This is a genomic window from Luteimonas sp. Soil_N_1 (assembly GCF_057656255.1).
In genome coordinates, this window is the sequence record NZ_JBDGKS010000001.1 from 2756109 (window position 1) to 2778860 (window position 22752).

A 22752-nucleotide genomic window follows, 5' to 3' on the forward strand; every position below is an offset into this window, starting at 1 on the left:
GGACCGGGGAGCCGCGCATTATGCCGTGCGCGGATTCGGCTTGCAAATCATCGGGTTGGCGGAAGGCGCCGGTGCTGCCGGTTGCCCGGCGGCGATCGCGCCCCTCGCGTGATCCAGAGACCGAAGCGCCGAACCCTCTACCGCCCAACCTGGAACGGAAAGAGGCGCCTCGCGGCGCCTCCTCCACCTTCAGCCGACTTCAAGGAAGCGGCCAAGGGAATCCGCACGAAGCGCGGATTACTTCTTCTTTGGCGCGATCATCATCACCATCTGCCGGCCTTCGAGGCGCGGACGCGATTCAATGACGATGTCCTCGCCCAGATCGGTCTCGATGCGCGACGCCATCTCGCGACCCAGTTCCTGGTGGCTCATCTCGCGGCCACGGAAGCGGATGTTGACCTTGATCTTGTCGCCGTCCTCGAGGAACCCGCGCATCTTGCGCAGCTTGATCTGGTAGTCGCCTTCATCGGTGACCGGCCGGAACTTGAGTTCCTTGATTTCCTGCTGCTTGGTCTTCTTCTTGGCCTCGTTCGCCTTCTTCTGGAGGTCGAACTTGAACTTGCCGAAGTCCATGATCTTGCAGACCGGCGGATCCGCGTTCGGCTGGATCTCGACGAGGTCGAGACCTTCCTCCTCGGCAGCCTTCAGCGCTTCTTCGCGCGTGAGGACGCCGATCATCTCGCCGTCGGAACCAATGACACGCACCCGCGGTACGCGGATGTCCTGGTTGCGCCGATTCTGCTTGTTGTCAGGGGTGCTAATACTGCGATCTCCGAAATGGAACATACCGCCGGCTCGTCAACCAACGGGGCGACCGGCGCGTCCATGTTGGACCGGCGCCGGTGAAGGACTCATGCTGGAACGGGCGCCGCGCGAAGGCGGGCAACGAAGTCGTCGATCGGCATCGAGCCCAGATCTTCACCGGAACGCGTCCGAACGGCGATGGTACCGGTTTCCTTCTCGCGATCCCCGATCACGAGCAGATACGGTACCCGTTGCAGCGTGTGCTCGCGAATCTTATAGCCGATCTTTTCGTTCCGCAAATCGGCCTCGATGCGGACCCCTTGATTTGCAAGGGATTTCCGAACCGACTCCACGAAATCGGCCTGGGCGTCGGTGATGTTCATCACCACCGCCTGCACCGGCGACAGCCAGGCCGGGAATGCGCCGGCGTGGTGTTCGATCAGGATGCCGATGAAACGCTCCATCGAACCCACGATCGCACGGTGCAGCATCACCGGCACCTGCTTCTGGCTGTGCTCGTCGACGTACTCGGCGCCGAGGCGGCCGGGCATCATGAAATCGACCTGCATCGTGCCGAGCTGCCAGGTGCGGCCGATCGCATCCTTGAGGTGGTACTCGATCTTCGGGCCGTAGAACGCGCCCTCGCCCGGCAGTTCTTCCCACGTCACGCCGCAAGCCGACAGCGCATTGCGCAGCGCGGCTTCGGCCTTGTCCCACGTAGCGTCATCGCCGAGGCGCGATTCGGGACGCAGCGCGATCTTGATCTGGATGTCGTCGAAACCGAAGTGCGTGTAGACCGCCAGCGCCTGCTGGTGGAACGCGGTGACTTCGGATTCGATCTGCGATTCGGTGCAGAACACGTGGCCGTCGTCCTGGGTGAAGCCGCGCACGCGCAGGATGCCGTGCAGCGCGCCCGAGGGCTCGTTGCGATGGCAGCTGCCGAACTCGCCGTAGCGGATCGGCAGGTCGCGGTAGCTGTGCAGGCCCTGGTTGAAGATCTGCACGTGGCCCGGGCAGTTCATCGGCTTCACCGCGTACGTGCGCTTCTCCGACTCGGTGAAGAACATGTTGTCCTTGTAGTTGTCCCAGTGGCCGGACTTCTGCCACAGCGACACGTCTAGGATCTGCGGGCAACGCACTTCGCCGTAGCCGCTGTCGCGGTAGACGCCGCGCATGTGCTGCTCGACGACCTGCCACAGCGCCCAGCCCTTCGGATGCCAGAACACCAGACCCGGGGCTTCTTCCTGCAGATGGAAGAGTTCCTGCTGCTTGCCGATGCGGCGGTGGTCGCGCTTCTCGGCTTCCTCGATGCGCTGGATGTAGGCCTTGAGCTGCTTGGAATCCGCCCACGCGGTGCCGTAGATGCGCTGCAGCTGTTCGTTCTTGGAATCGCCGCGCCAGTACGCGCCGGAGATGCGCGTGAGCTTGAACGCCTTGAGGAAACGCGTGTTCGGCACGTGCGGGCCGCGGCACATGTCGACGTATTCCTGATGGTGGTAGAGCCCCATCTGCGTGATGTCGGCGGACATGTCGTCGATCAGGCGCAGCTTGTAGTCCTCGCCGCGGGCCTTGAACGTTTCGATGACCTCGGCGCGCGGCGTCATCTTCTTGATGACGTCGTACTCTGTGTCGATCAACTCGACCATCCGCTTTTCGATCGCAGCCATATCTTCAGGCGTGAACGGGCGTTCGCTGTAGATGTCGTAGTAGAAGCCGTCGTCGATCACCGGGCCGATGACCATCTTGGCGTCCGGATACAGCTGCTTGACCGCATGGCCGACGAGATGCGCGCAGGAGTGGCGGATGATCTCGACGCCCTCGGCATCCTTCGGGGTCAGGATCTGCAGCGTCGCGTCGTGATCGATGACATCGGACGCGTCGACCTGGCGGCCATCGACCTTGCCGGCGACGGTGGCTTTGGCCAGGCCCGGGCCGATCGACTGGGCGACCTCGAGGACGGAAACGGGCTGTTCGAATTCGCGGCGGCTGCCGTCGGGGAGCGTGATCGTGATCATGGGAACCGGGATCTGGAAGTGTCGGGAGCGGGCCGGTGTCGGTCCGCGGGCCGCGTGGCGGCCACAAAAAAAGCGCCGGAGGGCGCCTTGTGCAGGAGGCCTCGGGGCGGTCAGCGCTGGGCGGTGGTAGTGCGCATGTCGCACGCTCGGCCGGCGTTGCCGCGGGCCACCTGTATGCGGGAGAACGGACGCCGATGGTAACGCAGAACGCGGCCGTGGCGCGCTCCGGCCGGGATTGCGCGGCGGACTGGACAGGCACAGAATGACAATGATTCCCATGAGCAATCGCGAATGGTTCGCGCCAGATCACGGCCGGACCGCGATGCCCGTAGTGCCCGCACTCCCTGTTCCCGCCCCGCTCTTTCGAGACCTTCAACCCGATGCTCGCCAAGTCACGCGCCATTCCGGCCACCCGTCGCCCAGTCTGTGTCGCCATCCGCGCCGCGCTCGCCGTGGGTCTGATGCCCGCAGCCGGGCTCGCCTTCGCGCAGAGCGCCAGCGATGCCACCACCCTCGACGCGGTGCAGGTCACCGCGCCGATCGCGCGCGACAGCGGCACGGCGACCAAGACCGACACGCCGATCCTCGAAGTGCCGCAGTCGATCTCGGTCATCACCGACCGACAGATGCGCGATCGCGGCATCCACGGCATCGAGGAAGCGGTGTGGTTCACCGCCGGCGCGCAGGGCGGCGGCTACGGCCCGGACACGCGCAGCGACTGGCTGCTCGTCCGCGGGTTCACGCCCGCCCGCTACATGGACGGCCTGGCGCTGCCGCTGGGTTCGGGCACCGGCATCACCCGCATCGAGCCTTACGGTCTGGAACGCGTCGAAGTGCTGAAGGGACCGGCGTCGGTCAACTACGGCGCGATGCCGCCGGGCGGCCTGTTGAATTACGTCAGCAAGCGCCCGACCGATGAACCCCTGCGCGAAATCGAAATGCAGCTCGGCAGCCACGACCTGCGTCAGCTCGCGGCCGATTTCGGTGGCCCGCTCGGCGACAGCGACACGCTCAGCTACCGCCTCACCGGTCTGGCGCGCAACAGTGACAGCGAGGTCGATTTCATCCACGACGACCGTTACTACTTCGCGCCCGCGCTGACCTGGAAGCCGGACGCCGCGAACGAACTGACCGTGCTCGCGCGTTTCCAGAAGGCCGATACCAAGGCCGGCGCCGGCTTCCTGCCGGTCGAGGGCACGTTGTTGCCCAACCCGAACGGCAAGATCCGCGCGAGCCTGTACACCGGCGAGCCGAACGCCAACGATTACGTCAAGACGATGGCGTCGATCGGCTACGAGTTCCGCCATGATTTCGGCGGCGGTACCGCGTTCGCGCAGAACCTGCGCTGGGGCGAGAGCGAGATCGATCCGGCGATCACCGTCGGCACCTTCGGCTTGCTGGCCGACCAGCGCACGCTGTCGCGCTATCTGTGGTCGACGCGCGAGAAGGAGCGCACGCTGTCGCTCGACAACAACCTGAGCTGGCATTTCGGCGGCGAGCGCGTGTCGCACACCGTGCTGGCCGGCCTCGACTATCGTCGTTACCACAATGATTACGCGTCGAACTTCGCGTTCACCGCGACCGGTCTCGATGCGTTCGCGCCGGTCTACGGCTCGATGCCGAACCTTGCGCCCGACTTCGGCCCCGGCACCTTCTTCACCGACCAGACCCAGGACCAGGTCGGCCTGTACGTGCAGGACCAGATCCGCGTCGACAAGTTCGTCATCACGCTGGGCGGCCGTCAGGATTGGGTGGGCACCGACACCAACGGCGGTCACCAGAGCGACGAGCGCTTCTCCGGACGCGTGGGCATCAACTACGTATTCGACAACGGCTTCGCGCCGTACGTGGGCTGGTCGCAGTCGTTCCAGCCGACCGTCGGCACCGATTTCTTCGGCAATGCCTTCGTGCCGACCACCGGTCGCCAGGTCGAAGCCGGCCTGAAGTTCCAGCCCGAAGGTGGCCGTGTGCTGGCGACGCTCGCCGCGTACGAAATCATCCAGACCAATACGCTGACCGTCGATCCCGACCACACGCTGTTCTCCGTGCAGCAGGGTGAAACCCGCGTGCGCGGTGCGGAACTCGAAGGCCGCTGGAACGTGGGCCAGGGCCTGAGCGTGTATGGCGCCTACGCCTACGTCGATTCCGAAGTCACGCAGAGCAACGATGCGACGACGCTGGGCAAGGCGATCGCGCTACAGCCGCGGCACGTCGCTTCGCTCGGCAGCGACTACACGATTACCGGCGGCGCGCTCGCCGGCCTCGGCTTCGGCGCGGGCGTGCGCTTCACCGGCGAGCACTTCGGGGATGCGCGTAACGAATGGGAGACGCCGTCGTACACGCTGTTCGACGCATCGGCGCACTACGACATCTCGAACTGGCGCTTCCAGCTCAACGCACAGAATCTGGCAGACCGCGAATACGTGTCGGTCTGCAACTCCGCGGCGTGGTGCTACTACGGCTACGGCCGCACGGTTACCGCGACCGCGCGTTACACCTGGTAGGCGCAAAGAGGCGGACGCCCGCATGCAGGACGCGATCGCCGTGACCGAATCGCGTTCCGCGACACGGACGTCGCGTGCCGGCGTGGCGACCGTGCTGTTCCTCGGTCTCGCCGCCGGCGTGCAGATGAGCGACCGCGGCCTGCAGTCGATCCTGTCGCCGGCGATCCGCGAGACCTTCGGCGTCGGCGATGCCGTGATGGGCGCCCTGCACGGCATCGCCGGCATCCTGATCGCCAGCGCGCTGGCGATTCCGCTGGCGCGACTGGCCGACCGCCATTCGCGCAAACGCATCCTGCTCGCGCTGATCGCCGCCTGGACGGTGTTGACGCTGCTCGGCGCGCTGGCACCGAACTTTCCGCTGTTCTTCCTGGGACGTGCGGCCGCCGGCATCACCGAGTTCGCGATGATCCCGATCGTCTACTCGCTGATTCCCGATCTCGTCGGAGAGCGTCTGCGCGTCGGTGCAAATCTCACGTTCGCCGCACTGATGGCGGTCGGTGCGAGCGCGGGCTTCTACCTGGGCGGCGATCTGCTGCAATTCATGGCGCAGGTCGACGGACCTGGCATCCTCGCCGGTCTCGCACCCTGGCGACGGACGATGGCGCTGCTCGCGCTGGCCGGACTGCCACTGTTGCTGCTCGGCACGCTGACGCTCGATCCGCCCCGGCACGCGGCGGCCGGAAACGGAGCGACCGCGCCGGCCTCGCTGGCAGAATTCCTGCGCAGCCATCTGCGCCAGGTGCTGCTGTTCGTCGGCGCGGCAGGCGGCGTGGCGATCGCGGTGCAGGCGGTCGTGCCCATGATCGCGATGGCGCTGGAGCGCCGCTTCGTCGCCGACCTCGGCACGATCGGCCACACGCTGGGCATGCTGACCCTGGCCGGCACGATGATCAGTCTGCCGATCGCCTGGCTGGTCGATCGCACACTGCGCGGACGCCTGGGTGTGCGTGCCCGTCCCGCGTTGATGGGCACGGCGACCGCGATCGCGGTGCCCTGCGCCGCCCTGCTCGCATTCGCGCCGTCGACGTCGGCCGCGCTCGCGTTGACCGGCGCCTTCCTGCTGACGACCTGCGTCGCCAACGCGCTGTTGCCGACGATGCTGCAGGACCTCGCACCGGTCGCCCTGCGCGCCCGCGCCTTCGCCGGTTACAGCTTCCTGATCGCGGCCTTCTGCGCATTGGGGCCGGTGCTGGCCGGTGGCATCTCGCAGTTCCTGCTCGGGGACGATCTGCTGTCGGCGATCTCGCTGGCGGCTGTGCCTCCGATGGCGCTGACCCTCGTCTGCACGACCTTGTGGTGCCTGCGTCCGGGACGCACTGCCCCGCACTGACGCCTATCGGACGCTTGGTCTGCCGGCCTGATCATCCGTCGACAGCACAAACGCATGTGTCGAACGCGGATCAGACGGATGTCGAACGCGCCTGCGGCCATGCCCGCAGAATCGCCGGTGCGACGCCGACCCGCCGGCACGCACGCGCGCCTGCGCCATCCGGCAACGCGATATGGAACAGGGGCGCGAGACCACGCAATGCGCGGGCGCAGGCGCGATGCCGTGCACGCTGCAGCGTGGTGATACCCAGCATCCGCTCGGCCCAGGGCGGCAGCAGCGCAGCACCCGCGCCGAGGAACAGTCCGCGCGACATCGCGGATCCGGGCACCGGCAGGCGGATGCGTGACAGCACCGCCAGCACCTCGCGTGCGCGATCGTCGTAGCGCAGGGTCGGACGCACCGCCTCGAAGTACGCCGCCATCGCCACGCGGCTCGCGGGAACGTCGATCGCGCCCAGCGCGGCGGCCACGCGATGCCCCTCGGCGTAGTAGCGATCCTGCGCCCATACGGGCATCCCGACGCCGGAATAGGTGCGGAAGCCCTGCAGGAACGCGTAGGCCTCGCTGGCATGCACCCACGACAGCAGCGCAGGATCATCGGCTGCATAGGGCATTCCGTCTGCGGTAGTGCCGCGCACGTGCACATGGATCGCACGGACCCGCGCGATCAGGCGCTCGGCCTCTGCAGTCCCGGCGAACGATGTGCCGGCGACGAATCCGGTGGTGCGGCGCAGGCGGCCGACGAGATCATCGCGGAAATCGGAATGGTCCCAGACACCTGCAAGCACCTGCGGATGCAGCGCCTGCAGCATCAGCGCACACAGGCCGCCCGCCAGCATGCCCGGGAAATCGGCATGCACGCGCCAGGTCGCACTGTCCGGGCCGAACAGGCCGGGATCCCCCGACGGCGCGTCGTAATCGATGCCGCTCTGCCCGCGCGGAAACACACCCAGCACCCAGTGGCGCAGTGCAGCGGCAAGCGGTGCAGTGATGGGGGACAGCATGCCTGGATGCTAGCGGAGGTGATGCGACGGGCCGGTGGTCGTGGCGGCGCGATCCACCTGCATGCGCGTACCCCGACCACCCGCGGCATGCATGCCAGCGAGCGCAGCGGAAGGTCCTGGCACCACTGATTCTTCGGGCGCAGGCGCGGTGTCGACAGGGTCACCCTGCGTCCCGCGCCTGGAACACGGGACGGCAGACGCGCCCCGTCCTGGCCTCACCGACGGCCGTGCCGCACGCAGCCTGCAGCGGCGAGCATCGCTTCGAGCCGCGACTGCACCACGGCCCGCTCGCCGTCATCCCGCGCCCGCGCCAGGATTTTTGCCGACAGCGCATCGAACTGCGGCCAGAACGCATGCGGATCGCGCAGCTTCTCGCGCCAGACCGGGATCATGCCGGCCAGGGCATCGAGTGCGCTCTCGAGTTCGATGCGCAGTCCCATCAGTCCACGCCGCCGGCCTGTCGACGCGGCCAGTGCAGGACGACCGCATGCACCGCATCGTCGGTGTGCAGCGCGATCTGCAGATCGGCCTGCGCCTGACCGTCGAGCGTGAGCCGCGGCGCGTCCGCATCCGTGCGCGTGACTTCGATGCGATACACCGCCGCGCCGTGGCGCAACTGCATCCGGTAGCCGGGCCACTCGTCGGGAATGCAGGGCTCGATCCGCAACGTGTCACCGCGACGCTGCAGACCCAGCAGCGATTCACTGAGCAGGCGATACATCCAGCCCGCCGAACCGGTGTACCAGGTCCAGCCGCCACGCCCGACGTGCGGCGCGACGCCGTAGACATCGGCCGCCATGACGTAGGGCTCGACCTTGTAGACCGCCGTGCCGGCAGCGTCCTCGGCGTGGTGCACCGGATTGATCATGCGCGCGAGTTCCCAGGCGCGCTCGCGATCATCGAGCGCGGCGAAGGCCATCGCCGTCCACACCGCTGCGTGCGTGTACTGGCCGCCGTTCTCGCGCACACCGGGCACGTAGCCGCGGATGTAGCCTGGATCGTGCGCGGTCTTGTCGAACGGCGGATCGAGCAGCTGGATCAGCCCGGCCTCGCGCTTGACCAGATGCGTATCGAGCGCGGTCATCGCCTGACGCGCACGCGCCGGTTCGGCAGCGCCAGACAGCACCGACCAGCTCTGCGAGATCGAATCGATCCGGCACTCGTCGCTGGACTGCGAGCCGATCGGCGTGCCGTCGTCGAACCACGCGCGCCGGTACCAGCCGCCGTCCCAGGCCTCGGCTTCGAGATTGGCCTGCAGGCGTTCCGCAGCCGCGACGCAGGTAGCCGCGAACGTGGCGTCGCCGCGCGCGGTCGCGACCGGAATGAAGCGCTGCAGCACGTCATAGAGGAAGAAACCCAGCCACACGCTTTCACCGCGGCCGCCCTCGCCCACCCGGTTCATGCCGTCGTTCCAGTCGCCGGTGCCGATCAGCGGCAGGCCGCGCTCGCCGACCAGCGCCATGCCGCGTTCCAGCGCGAGCACGCAGTGGTCGTAGAACGACTGCACGCGTCCCGACGTCACCGGCAGGTCGTAGTACGACTCCTCGTCGGCGTTGACCAGGCGGCCTTCGATGAAGCCGACGCGCTCGTCGAGCACGCTGTCGTCGCCGGTGACTTCCAGATAGCGGCAGGCCGCGAGCGGCAGCCACAGGTAGTCATCGGAGCAGCGCGTGCGCACGCCGCGATCGGCCGGCGGATGCCACCAGTGCAGCACGTCACCCTGCGGGAACTGGTGCTCGGCGCTGAGCAGCAGATGCGCGCGGGTCAGCGCCGGCATCGCGTGCACGGTCGCCATCGTGTCCTGCAACTGGTCGCGGAACCCGAACGCGCCGCCGGACTGGTAGTAACCACTGCGCGCGACATACCGGCAGGCCAGCGTCTGGTACAGCAGCCAGCCGTTGACCAGCAGATCGGTTGCCGGCTCGGGCGTTTCCACCCGCACCGCACCGAGCGTCTGCAGCCAGTGCAGGCGCACGCCGTCGAGCGCATCGTGCGCCGGCATCGAACCGCGCAGGGCGGTCGCCAGCTGCAGCGCGGCATGCATATCGTCGCCGATACCGAGCCGGAACACGGTTTCGGTGGCCTGCTCGGGTGCGAGGTCGACCTGCACCTGGATCGCGGTGCACGGGTCGAGTCCCGCGCCGAGCCGGCCCGACAGACGCTCGCGACGTAGGGCATCCGGATCACGCAGGCTGCCGTTGCGTCCGAGAAACTCGGTGCGGTCCGCGGTGAACGTGCGGCGATCGCCATCGACGTCGAAGAACGCGACGCGCCCGCCGAACTCGGTGTTGTAGGGATTGCGTGCGGTCAGCACGCCGCTCGCCGCGTCCTGCTCGGTGACGACGTGCATCTGCGACTTCACCCGGATGTCGCCGAGCACCCACTCGACGTAGCCGGTCGCTGACAGCCGTCGCGCGCGCCCGGACAGATTGCGCAGCTTCAGTACCGAGAACTTCACCGCATCGCGCAGGCCGACATAGATCCACAGCTCGCTGGCGATGCCGTCCTCGACGTGCTCGTAGACGCTGTAGCCGAACCCGTGACGCGTGCGGTACGCACCACGGCCGCGCATCGGCAGTGGCATCGGCGACCACACGTGACCGCTCTCCTCGTCGCGCAGATAGAACGCTTCGCCGCCGGTGTCGGACACCGGATCGTTGTGCCACGGCGTCAGCCGGAACTCGTGCGCGTTCTCGAACCAGGTGTAGCCCGGCCCACTCTCGCTGACCACGCTGCCGAGCTTCGGATTGGCCATGACGTTCGACCAGGGCGCCGGCGTCGTCGCGTCATCGTCGAGCACGATCACGTACTCGCGGCCATCGGCGGCGAACGCGCCCAACCCGTTGTCGTACAGCACCGCGTCGGCGACCGCTTCGAACGGCCACGGATCCTCGTCGTGCGCATCCGGGTCACGCGCCGGCGGCAGGCCATAGAGGCCCGCAACCACGTTCGCCACGGCCGCGTCGTCGTCATCGAGCGACGGGCGTGCAGCCGGATCGCTCGCCACCAGCAGCGGCGCGCTGCGCGCCGGTGTCACATGACGCGCGACCTGCGCCGCCAGCGTGCCGTACTGGTCGCTGACGATCACCCGCGCCACCGACTGGATCAGGATCCGGTCTTCCTGCGAGATCTGTTGCGCCGGCCGCACGAAGATGCCGCCGGGACGATCGAGCACATTGCCTTCCGGCCCCGCCGAAACGAGACCGAGAATCTGCTCCTGGAGTTCCTGTCGGTAGCCGACCTGGTCCTCGTTCCAGATCACGAGATCGACCTGCAGGCCCTTGAGGCGCCAGTACGCATGCGCCTGCACCATCTGCCGCACGAGTTCGATGTTCTCCGCGACCGCGATCTGCACCAGCACGATCGGCAGATCGCCGGAGATCGAGTGCCCCCACAGTCCCGACTGCCCGCGCCGGTTCTGCAGCAGCACCGCGCTGTCTGCGCGCAGGAACGGGTGCGCGAACGTCAACAGTCCAGCAATGCGCTCGTACAGTTGCGCATCGCCTTGTGTCGCATTGATCTGGCGGCGCACGACCTGGCTGTGGGTCCATGCAAGATCGAACACGCGGTCCGCCAGACGCCGGTCGCGATACTTGTCAAGCAGCGCGGCGCACGCGTCACGATCGCCACCGACACCGGTAACCAGATCGAGGATCGCAGTCTGTTCCGGTGCGAGCGTCACGCGGACGCGGATTGCGACCACCGGATCGAGCACCGAGCCGGCGGTATCCGACAGCGGGCCCGTGCTGCGCATCGCCAGTGGATCGCGCGGTGTCAGCCCGCGGCCGATGAAGCGCGCGCGATCGGTCTCGTAGGAAATGTCGACGATGTCGGTGTCGTGCGCGGCGACGAGATGGAACATCCACGGCGGGATTTCGTCGTGCGCACGCGGTCGCCGCGTGCACAGCAGCGCCTGCTTGTCGCGGACGATTTCGGTCTGCACGAACAGGTTGCTGAAGGCCGGATGCAGCTCGTCGGAGATTGCAGGCGCGAGCACCACTTCGGCATACGTCGTGATCTCGATCGTGCGCGGGCGGCGTGAGCGGTTGCTCAGGCGCAGGCGACGCAGCTCGATGTCGTCCTCGGCCGAGATCGCGATTTCCAGATGCGTCTCGATGCCGCGCCTGCGACCGCGGAACTCGGCCTTGGCGTCGGAGAAGATCGCCTCGTAATGCTCCACCGGCACGCAGGTCGGCTGGTGCGCGGCCGACCACACATCATTGTTCTCGACATCCTGCAGATAGCAGAAGCTGCCCCAGTGATCGCGCGTGCCGTCCTCGCGCCAGCGCACCACGGCCATGTCGTGCTGGCGCAGGTAGCCGCCACCGGCGCTGGTGAGCAAGGCATGCATGCGGCCGTTCGACAGCATCTGCACGGCGGGCCGTGTGGTGTCGGGCGTGCGGAACACGCGCAGCTGTGTTTCGTCGCCGCCGCTGCTGGTGCGCACGCCGACCGATTCGACCTCGTGCGGTCGGAACACACCGGTACGCGGCACGCGTTCCTGCAGCAGCAGCAACGTGGCCTGGAATTCGGCATCGGCGACGAAGCGCTTCTGCATCGGCTGCTCGCGCAACAGATGATCGAGCGCGAGGAAGCCCATGCCCTGGTGATGCGCCATGAAGGAGCGGACCACCGCATGCGTCTGTCCGCGCGGCAGGCGCGAGGGCGTGTAGTCGATCGCCTCGAACAGGCCGAAACGCCCGGAAAAACCGGCCGCATCGAGCCGCTGCAGATTCTGCGTCGCCGCTTCCGGCGCGACCATCAGCGCCATCATCGTCGCGTACGGCGCGATCACCAGATCCTCGCCGAGTCCGCGCTTGAGCCCGAGCCCCGGCACGCCGAACGCGCGGTACTGGTAGTTCATCCGCGTATCGACGGTGTTGTAGCCGGACTCCGAAATGCCCCAGGGCACGTCGTGCTGGCGGCCATACGCGATCTGCGCCTGCACCGCGTGGCGCGCGGTCTGGTCGAGCAGCGTGTCCGGGTAGCTCGGCATCACCAGCTGCGGCATCAGGTATTCGAACATCGAACCGCTCCACGACAGCAGCGTCGCGTCGCCGTCGACCTCGGTCAGCAGACGACCCAGCGCGAACCATGTGTCCTGCGGCAACTGGCCCTGAGCGACCGCGACGAAGCTGCACAGACGCGCTTCCGAGGCGAGCAGATCGTAATGGCCCTGATCGAGGCGGCGGTTGTCGACGTCGTAACCGATCGACAACAGATGCCGCGCGCGGTCGTAAAGGAATCCGTACTCCATCAGCGAGAACTGGCCGGCGACATGTGCCAGGCGTTCCAGCTCGTGGACCTGCGCGCAGGCAGAGGCACGGACGTCCGGTGCGATACCCGGCGCGCACAGCGCCCGCAGGGACGGCACGCCGTCCTCGGCGGTCAGACTGCCGGCCGTGGCGGCCGATGCGGGCAGGCACGCACCCAGCGCCTGGCGAGCGTGCTCGCAGGCGTCGATCAGACGCGCCGACCAGTGCGCAGGCGCGTCTTCCTGCGGATCGTAGGTATCGACCGGCGGCGACAGCGCTGCGAGCGGCAAGGCGAGCGCGGCCAGAGCCTCCACAGTCGCCAGCGCATCGCGCAGCGTGTCAGGCGGCGTGACGAGCGCGATCGCGAGACGCGACTCGAAGGCATCGATCGCGACGTTCCACGCCGGATCCGCGTTTTCCTGCACCGCGTGCAGTTCGCGCAGCACGCCCAGCGTGTGCGAGAGACCCGCGAAGGTCTGCGGGGCGAGCACCGGCGCGTCGATCAGACCGAGCAGACCCTGACGCAACGTCAACAGATGTCCCGCGAGATTGCCGCTGTCGACGGTGGAGATGTAACGCGGCGGCAACGGCGCCAGCGTTTCGGTGTCGTACCAGTTGTAGAAGTGCCCGCGGTGACGCTCCATGCGATCGAGCGTGGCGAACACGCGCTGCGTGCGCTGCACCACGGCAGCGGTCTGCAGGTAACCGAAATCCCAGGCACCGAGATTCGCCAGCAACGACAGGCCGATGTTGGTCGGCGAGGTGCGGCGCGCGACGACCAGCGACGGATGCTCCTGGATGTTGTCCGGCGGCAGCCAGTGGTCTTCTTCGCGGATGTTGACCTCGAAGAACGCCCAGGTGCGACGCGCCAGGCGGCCGAGAAAATCCAGCTGGACCGTCGACAGCTGCGCGCTGCGCTGCGGCGGTGCGCGTCCCAGCCACGCCATCAGCAGCGGCGAGACCGCCCACAGCAGCAGCACCGGTCCGGCGACCCACAGCCCCGCGGGATTCGTGCGCATCACCAGCAGCCCGATCAGCACCGCCAGCACCGGCGCGCCCCACATGCTGCGCAGTTCCGCGGCCATGCCGCTCCCGAGCGAACGCTCGACCTCGCTCGACGGATTCCACTGCAGCAGATGGCGGCGACTCACCAGCGTGCGCCACAGCGTCAACGCGATCGCCGACAGACTGAACATCGCCTCGTAAGGCAGGCAGGCGAAGTTGACCGCGGCGCGCACGAGGCCGCGACCGGTCGCATCGCCAACCTGCAGCAGATGCGTGTCGAGGCGCATGTCCGCCGGCTTCGACAGCAGATCGCGCAGCGCCGGGATCAGCACCGGCGCGAAGAACACCGTCAGCAGCCAGAACGTCCACGCCAGCGGTGCGGCGAGCGTGGCCCAGCCGAACACCAGCAGCACCAGCGCCGCGGCGGGCACCAGACTGCGGCGCAGGTTGTCGAGCAGCTTGCCGCGCGACAGCCACGACAGCGGATTGCGCACGCTGCCATCCTTGGCGGTCGGCACCCACGGCATCACCCAGGGCAGCAGCTGCCAGTCGCCACGGATCCAGCGATGGCGACGCTTGACGTCGGCGGCGTAGCGCGCCGGATAGTCCTCGTACAGACGCACATCGCTGACCAGACCGGCGCGCGCATGGCAGCCTTCGAGCAGGTCGTGGCTGAGGATGCGGTTGTCGGGGAAGCGGCCATGCAGTGCCTGCTCGAACGCATCGACATCGTAGATGCCCTTGCCCACGAACGAGCCTTCGCCGAACAGATCCTGGTACACGTCCGAGACCGTGCGCGTGTACGGATCGATGCCCGGCTCGCTGCCGTACATGCGCGCATAGCGGCTGATGCGGCGGCCGCTGAAACTGCTGCCGACGCTCGGCTGCAGGATGCCGTAGCCCCGGGTCACCCGATTGCGTTTCGGATCGAACACGGCCCGATTGAGCGGATGCGCCAGCGTGCCGACGAAGGCGCACGCGGCATCGCGCGGCAGCCGCGTGTCGGTGTCGAGCGTGATCACATAACGCACATTGGCCAGCACTTCGGTGCGGCCGACGATCTGCTGGAACGCACCCGTGCCCGCGCCGCGCAGGAAGCCATTCAAGGCGGCGAGCTTGCCGCGCTTGCGCTCCTCGCCGATCCAGCGCCCTTCGCCCGCATTCCAGGTGCGCGGCCGATGGAACAGGAAGAAACGGTCGCCACCCGGCGCCGGACTGTCGGCGAGATAGCGCTGGTTGAGGCCCGCGATCAGCGCGGCCGCATGCGCCAGCACCGCGGCATCGCCGGGCAATGTCTGTTGATCTGCGTCGAGATCGTCGCTGAGCAGCGCGAAATGCAGATGCGGGTCGCGATTGGCGAGGAACCGCACCTCGAGCCCTTCGACCAGCGTGTCGACGCTGGCGATGTCACCGAACATGCACGGCACGACGACCAGCGTGCGTTCGCTCGCGGGCAGGCCGAGCGAGAAATCCAGCCGGGGCAGCGGCTTCGGCGCGACGATGACCGTGGCCAGCCAGTTGGTCAGCGCGATGCCGAGTTCGCTGAAGACCAGCAGGCCCAGCAGAACGAGCACCCACGCCGGCGCCCACAGCACGTGGTGCGCACCGGATTGTCCGAGCAGGCCGGTGGTCGCCAGCGTGACCAGGACGGCGATCATCAACAGATAGACCGGCAGCGGCACGGTGCGCGGCGCCATGAGGGCCTTGCGGCGACCATGCGCCGCGGCGAGCGTCGCCAGGGTGCGGTCGATCCCGTCGTCGACGAGGTAGTAGCCCACGTGCGCTTCGATGCTGTCGGCAGGATGCGCCTGCGCCAGTTGCACGGTCGCCTGCGCAACCTGCACTTCGCTGGCGCCCGAACGCCTGGCGATCATCTCGACCGCGTGGCGGTAGTGATCGCGGGTGGCGAAGTCCATCAATCCGTAGGTCGAACCGGGGTCGTCGCGCAGGGTCGCGTCGACGAGACTCATGGTTTCGACGTATTCCTGCCAGTCCATGTTCGCCAGGAAACGCAGGCTGCCGATGCTGTTACCGATCGACACCTGGTCAGCCGCCTGCTGCTGGCTTTCGGCATGGACCAACGCCTCGATGCGCAGGCCGCTGTCGGTCAGCCACTGCTCGATCCACGTCAGCGGCATCGACAGCAGCGCGCCGCGACCATGCAGGCCGCGCGTCAGCTCGGCCACGAACGCACCGGTCGCCGGCGGCTGGCTGCGCGCCATGTCGGCGACGACCAGCACGACATCCTTGGGTGACTCGGCCGCGGTGGCATTGAGGCGCTCGGCCCACCGGCGTGCACGGCGATGGTCGCGACCATCGCGGATCACGCCCGTGGCCATGCGCCGCAGGTTCTCCAGCACCGCGAGCCGCAGCATGATCGGGATCGCCCACAGCTCGCCCAGCGTCAACGGCGTCACCGTCTGGTAGGCCGCGACGAAGCGGCTCAGGGTGACCGCATCCACCTGCCCGTCGCCGTGCGCAACCGCCTCCATCGCCAGGTCGTAGACCCGCGGCAGGCCCGCCGACGCGCCCTGCGATAGCGCGGGCAACTCGCGGCTGTAACCCTTGGGCAGATGCCGCCGCGCCAGCCGCACCTGCTCTTCGATCAGGTGGTAGTTGTCGAGCAGCCATTCGCCGGCCGGCGTGATGCGGATGTCGTCGCGGACCATCAGCGACAGGAACGTGCGTGCATCCTCGAGCAGCGCCGCGTTGTCGCTGAGTCGTGCGAGCAGGCGGTCCGGCACCCGGTCGGCATGGATGCGATGGGTCAGCGCAAGCGCCCTGCCGTGCAGTTCCATCTGTTCGGCGCTGAACAACTGCGCGCGGAGCGGCGCCTCGAGCTCGAGGTCGGCAGATACAGCGGGGTGCGACAACCGGCCGAACCGGCGGCGCAAGCGCAGCCAGCGGCGGGACATCCTCGAAGCAGCGTGCATGGAGGATCCTGTCAAGCCGACGGCCTGCTTGCCGCTAGGTTGCGCTTCGTCTGCACGCGCCGGTGTGACGACGACACCCGCTGCGTGCGCAGACCCGATCGCCGGACACGCGGAAGCGACCGGCGAGCAGTCGTCAGGAATGCGAAGCGGAATCGGAATGACTGAGCGGCGTGGTGGCCCTGCGTCACATCGGCGCGGGGATCATCTCCACCCGCGCCGGATCTTCGTTACCACCCGGCCCTGCTGCATCAAGGGACTGGGGTGGTGGGCGGTACAGGGTTCGAACCTGTGACCCCTACCATGTCAAGGTAGTGCTCTACCGCTGAGCTAACCGCCCGAAGGGTGCGAATCATACACCGGATTCGCGCGTTGTCGAATACCCCACGCGCAAATTTTTATCGGACCAGGCTCGCGTCCTTGATCTGGCGGATCCGGTCGCGGATGCGGCCCGCCTCTTCGAACTCCAGATCGCGCGCATGCTGGTACATCTGCTGCTCCAGCGCCTTGAGACGCGAGGCCAGTTTTTCCGGCGGCAGCGCTGCGTAGTCCTCGGCCGGCTCGGCGACCTTGCGGCTCTTGCCGCGTCCCTTCTTGTCCGGCTCGGGCTCGGCACGCGCGCCTTCCATGATGTCGACGATCGCGCGCGCCACCGATTTCGGCGTGATGCCATGTTCGGCGTTGTACTCGACCTGCTTGGCCCGGCGACGATCGGTCTCGTCGAGCGCCATCTGCATCGAGTTGGTGACGCGGTCGGCATACAGGATCGCCTTGCCGCGCAGGTTGCGCGCCGCGCGGCCGATCGTCTGGATCAGTGAGCCGCCCGAGCGCAGGAAGCCTTCCTTGTCCGCATCGAGGATCGCCACCAGCGACACCTCGGGCATGTCGAGACCTTCGCGCAGCAGGTTGATGCCGACCAGCACGTCGAACTTGCCCAGCCGCAGGTCACGGATGATCTCCACGCGCTCGACGGTGTCGATGTCCGAATGCAGGTAGCGCACCTTGACGTCGTGCTCGCCCAGGTACTCGGTGAGGTTCTCGGACATGCGCTTGGTCAGCGTGGTGATCAGCACGCGGTCGCCCATCGCGACGCGTTCGCGGATCTCGCCGAGCACATCGTCCACCTGCGTCGCCACCGGGCGGATCTCGACCACCGGGTCGATCAGACCGGTCGGGCGCACGACCAGCTCCGTCACCTGCCCTTCGGATTTTTCCAGCTCGTACTTGCCGGGCGTCGCCGACACGAAGACCGTGCGCGGCGCGCGGCCTTCCCACTCTTCGAACTTCAGCGGCCGGTTGTCCATCGCCGACGGCAGCCGGAAGCCGAAGTTCACCAGCGTCTCCTTGCGCGAGCGGTCGCCCTTGTACATCGCGCCGATCTGCGGAACGGTCACGTGCGACTCGTCGACGACCAGCAGCGCGTCCGGCGGCAGATAGTCGAACAGGCACGGCGGCGCCTCGCCCGGCATGCGCCCGGTCAGGTGTCGCGAGTAGTTCTCCACACCGTTGCAGTAACCGACCTCGGCCATCATCTCGAGGTCGAACTGGGTGCGCTGCTGCAGCCGCTGCGCCTCGACCAGCTTGTTCTCGGCGTAGAACTGCTCCAGCCGCGGCGGCAGCTCGGTCTTGATCGCCTCGATGGCCTCCAGCGTCGTGCGGCGCGTGGTGACGTAATGCGACTTGGGATAGATGGTGTAGCGCGGCAACGTGCGCTTGGTCTCGCCGGTCAGCGGATCGAACTGGGTGATGCGCTCGATCTCGCCATCGAACAGCTCGATGCGCAGCGCGTCGGATTCCGACTCGGCCGGATGCACGTCGATAGTCTCGCCACGCACGCGATAGGTACCGCGGCGCAGCTCGGTGTCGTTGCGCGAGTACTGCATCTCGGTCAGCCGCCGGATGAGCTCGCGCTGGTCGATGGACTCGCCGCGCACCATGTGCAGCACCATCCGGAAGTACTCGTTCGGATCACCGAGACCGTAGATCGCCGACACCGTGCAGACGATGATCGCGTCCCGCCGCTCCAGCAGCGCCTTGGTCGCGGAGAGGCGCATCTGCTCGATGTGCTCGTTCACCGAGCTGTCCTTCTCGATGTACGTGTCCGACGACGGCACGTAGGCCTCGGGCTGGTAGTAGTCGTAGTAGCTGACGAAGTACTCGACCGCGTTGTGCGGGAAAAACGACTTGAACTCCCCGTACAGCTGCGCGGCCAGCGTCTTGTTCGGCGCCATCACCAGCGTGGGCTTCTGCACCCGCTGGATCACGTTCGCCATCGTGTAGGTCTTGCCCGACCCGGTCACACCCAGCAGCGTCTGGTGCGCCAGACCCGACTCGAAACCTTCGACCAGCTTTTCGATCGCCTGCGGCTGATCGCCCGCGGGCTGATAGGGCGAGACCAGCTGGAACGTGGCGGGGTGGATGGCGTCGGTCATGTTCGGCAAGTCCAGGGGCGCAAGAAAGAATGGGGTCAACCCGGCCGCAGGCAACCCTGCAGGTCACCGCACACCCGGAGGCGGCAAAATCGCATACGGGACGTGGACAACGTCGCAATTCCCTGAGCCCGCGCTTCCGCCAACATGGATGAGGGCCGGAGCGGAGGGGACTGACATGCGCAAGGAAGCAGGCTTTACGCTGGTAGAAACCTTCATTGCCCTTGCCGTCCTGACGCTCCTGCTCGCTATCGGACTGCCTCCATTACAGGATCTGGTCCAACAGCGTCGCGCCGATGCGGCGATCAGCGAGCTGCAGGCGGACGTCGCCCTTGCCCGGACGATCGCGATCATGAACGGCCACGCAGTCATCGTATGCCCCCGCACGGCCTCCAACGATTGCGCTCCCGAACTCGTCTGGCAACACGGCTGGGTGGTGCGAGCCACCAACGACGCAGAGGACGATACAGACCGTGTCATACGGATCAGTACCCTGCCTGCGCAGCTGTCCCTGCGATCGAACCGGGCCATGCTCCGCTATCGCCCGGACGGCACGACCGGGGGCAGCAACCAGACCATACGCGCCTGCGTCAACGGTCGGGAGCGCGCCACTTTGGTGATCAACAACACTGGACGCCCGAGGAGTCAGCGCACCGCGCCGCACGCCCCCTGCTGACCGAGGCACCCGCAGATCATCAGGATGCTTGACGTGCACCCTTCAGCCATTAGAATGGCGCCCTTGCCCGAATAGCTCAGCCGGTTAGAGCACTTGACTGTTAATCAGGGGGTCGTTGGTTCGAGTCCAACTTCGGGCGCCAGATACATCAAAGGCTTGCAGAAATGCAGGCCTTTTTTCTTTGTAGCCCCACGCAACGTGGGGCCACTGTGGGGCCAGCGGAACGATTGGCTTACGCAGCAAGCGCGATGTTTTGCGATGTGTTCGCACGCGCTCGCGCGGCTGCCCATGCATCAAGATCAGCGAGGCTGTAGCGCACCATGCGCTCGCCCCACTTCAAGAACGCAGGACCGCCACCGATGCATCGCCACTTGGCGAGCGTGTTGTGCGAGAGGGAAAGATAGGCGGCAGCTTCTCGGGGAGTCATGTACTTCATCTGTGTTTCCTTCAGGCACGCCAAAGGCCCCCGGCAGGTCTACTGCCGGAGGTCCGCTTGTGTGCTGTGGTGTGGGTGAAGAGGGGGGGTGGGTTGCCTGCGAGACGAGGCCCCCGCGGGGGGTGACTGAGGACAGAACCTCAGTTAGATGGGGTCACGAAAATTTGCGACAAAAATTCCAGTCGCCGACTGTCCCCCTATAAGGTTCAACTTGAACGCTTCGGAATCAGAAGTCGCTGTCGGGGTCTTCCATGATCGCCAGGAACTCGTTGGCATCCTCGATGGCCTCCGCGTCGATGCCTTCGGCTTGCAGATGCGCAACCGCACAGCGGAAGACCTCCGGACCGAATCGCTGGATCGCCTCTGCGATCTTTACGGCGAGCTTGTTGCCCTCCTTTTCGATTCGTTCTCCGGGAGACGTGGGCGTCCATTCGTTGCCGTAATGCGGGTTGCGGGCGAACCGCCAGCGTAGCCAACGGGTTCCGGGATCAACATGCGATTCCTTGAAGCGCGACGGATCGAGCCGACCGGAACTCAGTACGCCCATCATGTTGCTGACGTTGCCGACGCTGATATCAAATCTCGCAGCGACCTTTCGTTGGCTCGCGCCCTCCGGAAGCGGCTGCGTTCCGCGTGCGGTTGCCGAACTAAGCCATTGCCACGCGGCGTCCCGCCTTTGCTCTGGATGCATCGTCATCTTCTCGGCGCCGAAGTTCACGAACTTGGAAGCCAAGACGGCCTGATCCATCGGCAGGTCAATGACCCGTGCTGGCACATCGGCTCGCTCTGCTGCTCTGCACGCATGGAACCGATGGTGTCCGTCGACGATGCACAGACTCTCAGAGGTTCGGGCGACGAGGATCGGTTCAACATCCACAGCGGGCGCCTTCAGTCGGTTCGCGATGACGCGAATATGGTCTTCCATTCGTTTCCGCTCGGACTTGACGTTGCCGAGGGCGACCGATTCCAAAGACCTTGGCTGTAGCGCGTCATCGGTCGCCAGCTCGTTCAAGGCGACACGGACTGGCGCTACTGCGGCCCATCGCTTGAGGATTTCTTCCATCTGCTTCATCTGCTTCCTCTTTACCGCGCGGGGCGCGGCGGTCGCTGCGAGAGGATCAGGCGGTCCAGAAGGTCACCGTTGGTGTACCGGCATCCCTCCGTTGCCTCCCAGTGCCGCTGCCAGTCCTTGAGGCAGTCGAATGCTTCCACGGACAGGGCAACTTGGCGGTACACGACCGCGGGTCTCAGTTGCGACTTGGGGATCGGTTGTTTGTCGTTTTTGATCTTCATCTATGACTCGTTGGTGTGGGCAAAGCTGACCTGCCGAGACCTTTCGGTCCAGCACTAGCTGTGTCTGGTTACGTGAGTGAGGCGCCGCCGCGGGGCGGTCATCTCAAAAGTGATCACTTAGCTTGTAGTGGGGGTTTCGGTACTGGATTTCGCGACTGCGGACGCTGTGCCGGCCGGGAAAATTGTTTCCCCTAGACCGCCTCTTAAATCCACTTCGATCCAGAGGCGTTTGCGGCAGGCACGGCCGCTCTCGGAGGCAAGGCCATGCGCGCGAGACCGCGGAGCGGGTAGGCCGCTACGGCGTTTCTAGGTGGCCCAGCGTTGAACCTCCCCGGCGTCACCTGCGGAGGCTGCGTATACCAGTTCCTTTAAGCCCGGCCGGTGGGATGCCCGCCCGCCCAGTCGGCTCGGCGTTCCTCCTTAGACTCCGACTTTTATTCGGGGCACCTGCCGCGCACACGACATCGCCGGGACTGAACTCAGTGAAGTCCTGCTCGGCCTCGTGCTGGAGGTCGAGTAGCCGCGACCGTATCGCGTCGGGCAGCCGCTCGCGATGGCGCTCAGCTCCCCACGGTTTGGTCCGCTGGGCCGCGACCCACCTACCGACATGACGCTTCGCCTGCTCAATGCTCGCGGCGCGTGCCCGGTGGGTGTACCCGTTCCAGCGAATGAGAATCGCCGCGTCCCTCTTGCGGACATGGATCGGTGTCCCGCCGGGAGGGCACCAGAGGCACCACACCCGCGGAGTCTCCAGCCATTTGAAGTTGCTCGGCAGCATGGAGGGAAGGATGGTCCGCCCCGGTCTCTCCAGCGGAGACAGTCGACTCAGGGCTTTCTGACAGGCCCGAGTGTCGCCCTTTGATATCGAGCGGGTCTCCTCAGGCGCACCCTCGGTATCACTGAGGGAAGGCGTCCGGCCACTTCGGGTTGCCAGGACGGCGACTGTTCGACCGCAGGACGCAAGCGCCGACGCCCTCCCTCAGCGAGCTTCTGGTTCAGTTCGGGACTTGAATTGGCGATGCGCTATAGGGCGCTGCAGTGTCAGGGCGTCGGAGGCTCTTTCATGCTCGGCGCACCCCAAACCCTGTTCTGCAGCGCACGCTAAGACCGAACTATCGGACCGTCGAGTGCA

12 protein-coding genes and 2 tRNA genes are annotated in these 22752 nt (G+C 66.6%); 4 read left to right on the forward strand and 10 right to left on the reverse strand.

The genetic code is table 11. The features are described 5' to 3' along the window. Positions 1–237: 237 nt before the first annotated feature. Both infC and thrS read right to left on the reverse strand, forming a co-directional pair. Positions 238–786: a translation initiation factor IF-3 gene (infC, locus tag AC3A4E_RS12840; protein ID WP_232134607.1), complete on the reverse strand. Its 549-nt coding sequence runs from the start codon at positions 784–786 to the stop codon at positions 238–240. 65 nt (positions 787–851) lie between these two features. Further along, positions 852–2759 carry a threonine--tRNA ligase gene (gene thrS, locus AC3A4E_RS12845; protein WP_487631814.1) on the reverse strand — a complete coding sequence of 636 codons (1908 nt, stop codon included), beginning with the start codon at positions 2757–2759 and terminating at the stop codon, positions 852–854. Between the two features lie 380 nt (positions 2760–3139). Here thrS and AC3A4E_RS12850 point away from each other — a divergent pair, with 380 nt between their 5' ends. Together AC3A4E_RS12850 and AC3A4E_RS12855 are read left to right on the forward strand one after the other, a co-directional pair. Then, positions 3140–5263 carry a TonB-dependent siderophore receptor gene (locus tag AC3A4E_RS12850; RefSeq protein WP_487631815.1) on the forward strand — a complete coding sequence of 708 codons (2124 nt, stop codon included), beginning with the start codon at positions 3140–3142 and terminating at the stop codon, positions 5261–5263. Between the two features lie 22 nt (positions 5264–5285). Beyond that, positions 5286–6593: an MFS transporter gene (locus AC3A4E_RS12855; RefSeq protein WP_487631816.1), complete on the forward strand. Its 1308-nt coding sequence runs from the start codon at positions 5286–5288 to the stop codon at positions 6591–6593. Positions 6594–6663: 70 nt separating this feature from the next. Here the strand turns inward: AC3A4E_RS12855 and AC3A4E_RS12860 are convergent, their stop codons facing one another. The 5 genes from AC3A4E_RS12860 to uvrB form a co-directional block, all read right to left on the reverse strand. Further along, positions 6664–7596 carry an oxygenase MpaB family protein gene (locus AC3A4E_RS12860; protein WP_487631817.1) on the reverse strand — a complete coding sequence of 311 codons (933 nt, stop codon included), beginning with the start codon at positions 7594–7596 and terminating at the stop codon, positions 6664–6666. Between the two features lie 215 nt (positions 7597–7811). Further along, positions 7812–8036: a hypothetical protein gene (locus AC3A4E_RS12865; RefSeq protein ID WP_487631818.1), complete on the reverse strand. Its 225-nt coding sequence runs from the start codon at positions 8034–8036 to the stop codon at positions 7812–7814. After that, complete coding sequence (locus AC3A4E_RS12870) at positions 8036–16771, reverse strand: glycoside hydrolase family 94 protein (RefSeq protein WP_487631819.1); 8736 nt, start codon at positions 16769–16771, stop codon at positions 8036–8038. Before AC3A4E_RS12870 ends, AC3A4E_RS12865 begins: the two co-directional genes overlap by 1 nt. A 280-nt stretch (positions 16772–17051) precedes the next feature. Next, positions 17052–17126, reverse strand: a tRNA-Val gene (locus AC3A4E_RS12875). Positions 17127–17184: 58 nt separating this feature from the next. Next, on the reverse strand, positions 17185–19218 hold the full coding sequence (gene uvrB / locus AC3A4E_RS12880; RefSeq protein WP_487631820.1) for an excinuclease ABC subunit UvrB: 2034 nt from the start codon (positions 19216–19218) through the stop codon (positions 17185–17187). 175 nt (positions 19219–19393) lie between these two features. On the opposite strand from uvrB, the gene AC3A4E_RS12885 reads away from it, so the two are divergent. Then, positions 19394–19891 (forward strand): GspH/FimT family pseudopilin, encoded by a 498-nt coding sequence (locus AC3A4E_RS12885; protein WP_487631821.1) that lies wholly within the window; start codon positions 19394–19396, stop codon positions 19889–19891. A 65-nt stretch (positions 19892–19956) separates the two neighbouring features. Further along, positions 19957–20033 (forward strand) — tRNA-Asn (locus AC3A4E_RS12890). Between the two features lie 90 nt (positions 20034–20123). Here the strand turns inward: AC3A4E_RS12890 and AC3A4E_RS12895 are convergent. The 3 genes from AC3A4E_RS12895 to AC3A4E_RS12905 all read right to left on the reverse strand — a co-directional run bounded on the left by AC3A4E_RS12895 (position 20124) and on the right by AC3A4E_RS12905 (position 21620). Further along, positions 20124–20327 carry a helix-turn-helix transcriptional regulator gene (locus tag AC3A4E_RS12895; RefSeq protein WP_487631822.1) on the reverse strand — a complete coding sequence of 68 codons (204 nt, stop codon included), beginning with the start codon at positions 20325–20327 and terminating at the stop codon, positions 20124–20126. Between the two features lie 226 nt (positions 20328–20553). Then, positions 20554–21399 carry a hypothetical protein gene (locus AC3A4E_RS12900; protein WP_487631823.1) on the reverse strand — a complete coding sequence of 282 codons (846 nt, stop codon included), beginning with the start codon at positions 21397–21399 and terminating at the stop codon, positions 20554–20556. Between the two features lie 11 nt (positions 21400–21410). Further along, entirely contained in the window at positions 21411–21620 is a 210-nt protein-coding gene (locus AC3A4E_RS12905; protein WP_487631824.1) for a hypothetical protein, read from the reverse strand. Positions 21621–22752: the final 1132 nt, after the last annotated feature.